6 protein-coding genes are annotated in these 5,763 nt (G+C 44.0%); all 6 read left to right on the top strand.

The window, feature by feature from the left end:
- The coding region (gene lpxK, locus Q7J27_12725; protein ID MDO9530003.1) for a tetraacyldisaccharide 4'-kinase at positions 1–1,101 on the top strand (1,101 nt) is incomplete at its 5' end.
- A 31-nt stretch (positions 1,102–1,132) separates the two neighbouring features.
- Complete coding sequence (locus Q7J27_12730) at positions 1,133–2,101, top strand: lysophospholipid acyltransferase family protein (GenBank protein ID MDO9530004.1); 969 nt, start codon at positions 1,133–1,135, stop codon at positions 2,099–2,101.
- 166 nt (positions 2,102–2,267) lie between these two features.
- The gene (gene waaF, locus Q7J27_12735; protein ID MDO9530005.1) at positions 2,268–3,314 is read left to right on the top strand and encodes a lipopolysaccharide heptosyltransferase II; all 1,047 of its coding nucleotides are present in this window, start codon (positions 2,268–2,270) and stop codon (positions 3,312–3,314) included.
- Positions 3,311–3,877, top strand: a complete 567-nt coding sequence (gene gmhB, locus Q7J27_12740) for a D-glycero-beta-D-manno-heptose 1,7-bisphosphate 7-phosphatase (protein ID MDO9530006.1) — start codon at positions 3,311–3,313, stop codon at positions 3,875–3,877. The genes waaF (Q7J27_12735) and gmhB overlap by 4 nt, the downstream gene beginning before the upstream one ends.
- Complete coding sequence (waaF, locus tag Q7J27_12745; GenBank protein MDO9530007.1) at positions 3,874–4,947, top strand: lipopolysaccharide heptosyltransferase II; 1,074 nt, start codon at positions 3,874–3,876, stop codon at positions 4,945–4,947. The genes gmhB and waaF (Q7J27_12745) overlap by 4 nt, the downstream gene beginning before the upstream one ends.
- 312 nt (positions 4,948–5,259) lie before the next feature.
- The coding region (locus Q7J27_12750; protein ID MDO9530008.1) for a hypothetical protein at positions 5,260–5,763 on the top strand (504 nt) is incomplete at its 3' end.

Genomic DNA, 5,763 nt, shown 5'->3' on the forward strand with positions numbered 1-5,763 from the left:
GACTTAACTGCCAGCATACTGCATGATGACAGCAAACCGAACTGCCTGAACCCCCTTCTTTTTACCCTTTACTTGTTTTCCATCATTTATGGCGGGATAATCCGTTTGAGAAACCGGATGTATGATCTGGCCATTTTTAAAATGAGAAAACTAAGATGTAGGGTGATCAGCATAGGAAACATAACCGTGGGTGGGACGGGCAAGACACCGATGGCCATTATGCTGGCCAATCTTTTGAAAGAGCGGGGATATAAACCTGCTGTCCTGAGCAGAGGATATGGAGGGAAAAACAAAAATCGCATTACGGTTGTATCCGATGAAAATCATATTCTTGCGGAATTTGATGAAGCGGGTGATGAACCGGTACTCATTGCAAAATCCGCAAAGAGAGTGCCCGTCATCACGGGACCAAAGAGATATTTTACAGGGAAATATGCCGTGGATAATTTGGGCATTGATGTCCTGATTCTGGATGATGCCTTCCAGCACAGGTGCCTCTTCAGAAATATAGACATAGTTCTCTTAGACAGCACAAGGCCCTTCGGAAACAGGTTCCTGTTGCCACGGGGACCACTTCGCGAACCGAAAAAAGCTTTGGAGAGAGCAGATATCATCGTACTGACAGAAAATAGGGACAGCGCCCTTTTTTCTCAAAGAGTAACGGACGACATTGTCACTGCAGCCCTAAAAAAGGGCGCTGTCCCTATTTTTAGAGGGTACCACAAGCCGAAAGAACTCGTTAAAGGAGAGGAAAGTGATAGTTATCCTCTCGAATATCTGAGCGGAAAAAAGGTATCTGCCTTTGCCGGTATAGCGAAACCGGAGTCCTTCGAGGAGACAATAATATCTCTCGGTGGAAAGGCTGTCTCTTTTATTACATTTCCTGATCATCACAGATACACGATGGGTGATATCGAGGAGATTAAAAAAGCTTCTTCGAATTGTTCGTCAGAGATCATTGTTACCACGGAAAAGGATGGAATAAAATTGATCGACTTTCCAGAGTTTTTCCGTGATATCTTTTTGCTGAGGATAGAGATGGAAATAGTTGATTGTTCTACAGAATTTGAAGATATCATTATGTCAAAACTTTTAAAATGAAAAAACATACGGTATGACTACACAAAACACGATGAAAATAATCCCCCCTAACCCCACTTTAGTAAAAGGTAAAGCCCCCACTAACCCCCCTTTTGTAAAGGGGGGAAGGGGGGATTTTCAGATAAAAAAAACAGTAACAACAAAAGCCATACTTTTGCTTTTCAGCTTAATTCCACTTGCAGTTAGAAGAGAAATCTTTAAAGCAATTTCCTTGCTTTTTTATCGTTTCTCCACAAAGCACAGACTGATCACCCTTCATAACCTAAAGTGCGCTTGCCCGGAGAAAGACATGAAGGGCTTAGGCAAAATCGCCAGGGGGGCTTTTCGAAATCTCGGGATAGTAGTTGCGGAATTTTTTGAAATTCCTTCTTTGACCAGGGAAAACATCCATAATCTGATAGAATTTGAGGGATTTGAAAATTACACCAAGACCATGTCAAAAAACAGAGGAGTTTTATTCTTTACTGCCCACCTCGGCAACTGGGAACTTATGGCGGCAGCTTCTGCTATGCTGGGACATCCACTTACCGTCATATACCGTCCTTTAGACAACCCTGTTCTGGAAAACCTTGTTACGTATGTGAGGGCATGCAAGGGAAACAAGCCCCTGCCGAAGGAGGGCGCCACAAAGCAGATATTTCGCCGTATCAAAAAAAATGAGGTTGTTGGCACACTTCTCGACCAGAACATGGCCTGGCAGGAGGGTGTTTTTGTTGACTTTTTCGGAAGACCTGCCTGCACAACCGATGGGCTGGCCTCACTGGCTCTCTATACAGGGGCACCGGTTATTCCCGCATTCATGGTCAGAATGGAAAACGGTAAATACCGGTTTATAATTGGCGAAGAGGTTACGATAATAAATGCCGGAAATCCTGAAAGGGATATACTGACAAATACCCAGAACTTCACAAAAATCATTGAAGGTTTTGTGAGAAACTATCCTGATCAATGGCTATGGGTCCACCAGAGGTGGAAGACAAAAAGGCATCAGGTGGTGTGAACAGTAACTACTCAGGTATGAGTAGTTACGAGACACAAAGGCTGCCGACATTGTCATTCTGAATTTATTTCAGAATCTCTTACAGAATCCAATAAGACCCTGAAACAAGTTCAGGGTGACACCTTAGTGCTTCTGTGCCTTTGGTACCTTAAGTAGTTACGTGAATATGTTAAAAGAAATCCCCGCAGGTAAAATAGAAAATATCCTTATACGCGGAACCAACTGGATCGGCGACGTCGTAATGTGCCTTCCTGCGATTGCCGCAGTCAGAAAAACATTTCCACACGCAAAGATCTCTGTCCTTGTCAAGCCCTGGGTTGCGGAACTTCTTTATGTCTGTCCGGATATTGACGAGGTTATCCTCTTTCAGAGTCCTGGCATACATGAGGGTATTGCCGGGAGGCTTAGACTGGCAAGAGAGCTGAAGAGCAAAAGGTTCGATATGGCTGTCCTTCTGCAAAACGCCATTGAGGCTGCAATTATTGCCCGGTTGGCCGGGATTCCGATAAGGGCTGGATATAATTCTGATGGGAGAGGATTTCTCCTGACACATTCGGTGCAGAGAACGGAAGAGATCAGGTCAGTGCATCAGATTGATTACTATCTGGAAATGGTCAAAGCTCTCGGCTTTAAATCGGCCGGAAGGAGTGTCAATCTCACGCTGACGGAGGGGCATTTCACCCTCTCGGAAGAAATTCTCAATCGGCATGGCATCGGTAAGGAAGAAATAATTATTGGTATGGCACCGGGAGCTACTTATGGGCCGGCCAAAAGATGGTTTCCAGAGAGGTTTTCCGAAGTTGCAGATAAGCTCATAGAAGATTTTTCCGTCCCGGTGATTCTTTTCGGAAGTTCTGATGACCGGGACAGTGCAGATAAGGTTCAACAAAGTTCAAAAAACAGACTCGTCAATTTGGCGGGTGAAACAAATCTTAAAGAAGCGATTTCTCTTATTGCAAGATGTAATCTTTTTATATCCAACGATTCCGGACTGATGCATATAGCCGGTGCACTTGGCATCCCAACAATAGCAATTTTTGGATCAACTAATCCGGTAACAACATCCCCTGTAGGTGAGAAGAGTATTATTATCAACAAAAAGGTTGACTGCAGCCCCTGTCTTAAGCAAGTTTGTCCCACCGATTTTCGGTGCATGGACTTGATAGGAGTTGACGAGGTATATGATGTCGCACGGGGTATTTTAAAGGAATGAAAAAACACACCGCGGTTTTCTTGGACAGGGATGGAACAATAAATGAAGAGGTGGGATATCTTGGCGACCTCGAAAAACTGAACATTTACCCCAATTCCTTCGAAGCAATAAGATTAATTAACGAAAGCGGGATGAAGGCGGTGGTTATCTCAAACCAGTCCGGGGTGGCCAGAGGATACTTCAGCGAGGATTTTGTAAATACCGTACATTCTCGTATCAATGAAACCCTTCAGGAAAATGGAGCCCGCATAGACCGATTTTATTTCTGTCCACACCACCCGACCGAGGGGAAAGGGCACTATCTGAAATCATGTGACTGTAGAAAACCCAAAACAGGGATGCTTATCAAAGCCTCCGAAGAACTGAACATTGATCTGTTTCGCTCCTATATGGTGGGCGACGCGGCAAAAGACATAGAATTGGCAAACAGAAGCGGTGTCATGGGAATACTGGTAAAGACCGGCTATGGAAAGAACGTAATATCTTCTGATGTTGAACCTTCCTATATCGCCGAGGATATCCTGGACGCGGTAAACTGGATAATGAAGGACAGGAAAAAGTGAACATCCTCATCGTAAAATTGAGTGCCATCGGAGACGTGATACACACGCTTCCCTCACTTTCAGCTTTAAGAGAACTCTATCCCGATGCCGACATCACCTGGGTAATAGAGGAAGCATCCTCGGACATAATCAGGGATCATCCCCACCTGGACAGGGTCATCGTTTCCCGCAGAAAGAAGTGGATGGTTGATCTCAAAAGGCCTCACCAGATAGGCAGAACAATCAAAGAAATCAAAACATTTGTCAGGACACTGAGAGATCGTTCATACGACCTGGTGATTGATTTTCACGGACTTTTCAAAAGTTCCCTTATTGTACTTCTCAGCGGGGGGAAGAGTAAGCTCGGCTACGACAGCATGCAGGAACTGAGCGGTTTGTTCTTAAATGAAAAAATTCATGAAAATATGAAAAAACATGCCGTTGACCGCTACCTCGACTTGCTTCGCCATTTAGGTTCCGATGTCGATGAAAAGGAATTCCTGATTCCTGTTCAGGAAGAGAACAGAAATAGGGTGAAAAACCTTCTGACAATAAATAAGATTGACACAAAAGATCGATTCGTGGCAGTAAATCCAGTGGCATTCTGGGAAACAAAGCTGTGGGAGGCTGATAAATTTGCAAGGTTGTGTGACAGAATTACAAAAGACCTAAAGGCGAAGGTAATTTTCACGGGAAACAGAAGCGATGGAATGATTGAGAATATTCAATCATTGATGTCACATCCTTCCGTCAACCTCGGGGGTCAGACAACCCTGAGAGACCTGGCACATTTATACAGTTTATCATCCGTTGTGATTACAACCGATTCCGGCCCCATGCATATCGCAGCAGCGATGGGGACACCGGTAGTTGCGCTATTTGGACCTACTGATCCCTTAAGAACCGGGCCCTATGGCAGAGGACATGTGGTGATCCGCAAAGAGATGTCTTGCAGCCCCTGTTTTCTGAAGAAATGCGATACAAGAAAATGCATGAAGGATATTACGGTAGAAGAAGTTTTCCAGGCGGTGAATAAAATTGAATCTTCGCGCAACAAGTTGCGGGGAAGCCCCGACTTTCAAGGAACTTAAATTAGCAAACACATTGTAAGTTGTTAATATTTCATAATATTTACCAGAAATAATGATTTTGTTAAAAACGTGAGTTACTTCCAATTATAATGCCGTAAAACGGCATAGTGGAGCTGTTAAGGAAAAATTTATTTTTTATTCGCTCGCTAACCCCGCCGCAAGCAGCGGGAATGCGCGCACTGTTCAGTTCATAAATCATAAACCGAAGGGTGGCATGGACAAACCATGTGCCGGACTTTGATCCGGTATTGTTTGTCCGTGTTCTAAAATCGGATAACGTTTTACGAATTACGAAAAAAAATGGAGGTTCGAGTGAAAAGTTCTAATTTTATGAGGTTAACTGTTCTTGTTGCAATATTTGCAGTAATTGTCCTCAGCACCAGAGTGTACGCAGAAGAGACCTCTCCTGATCCAAGTTCCGTACATAATCGACTTTTCACAGAATCCGGAATTGTTACCGGTTTCGGGAGCGGCAGCATTACTGAAGGGGATTATCAACCAATCTTGTTAATCTGGCATTTAGGTATCGACCTGAAGAAACTGTTCCCTGAGCTGAAAAACCACAGGGGCAAACTCACGTTTTTTTTCGAACCGCAGGTCAACCCGGTTGTAAACCCGGAAACAAACATTGAATGTGGAATAGGTCTTGGGATAAAATATATGTATCCGATTACGGATAGATTATCCCCTTACATAATGGGGGGCGTAGGCCCCCATTACATTTCTGTCGTAACAACCGATCAGGCCAACGGGTTTATATTTGCTGACACAATAGGTACCGGATTCTATTATTTTATTACGGAAAACTCCGCAATC

Source organism: Syntrophales bacterium (assembly GCA_030655775.1).
Taxonomy (GTDB): Bacteria; Desulfobacterota; Syntrophia; order Syntrophales; family JADFWA01; genus JAUSPI01.

Excerpts from the sequence above, each read along its gene's own strand:
- Q7J27_12730 (MDO9530004.1), top strand. The coding sequence starts at position 1,133 with ATGAAAATAATCCCCCCTAACCCCACTTTAGTAAAAGGTAAAGCCCCC.
- waaF (MDO9530005.1), top strand. The coding sequence starts at position 2,268 with ATGTTAAAAGAAATCCCCGCAGGTAAAATAGAAAATATCCTTATACGC.
- gmhB (MDO9530006.1), top strand. The coding sequence starts at position 3,311 with ATGAAAAAACACACCGCGGTTTTCTTGGACAGGGATGGAACAATAAAT.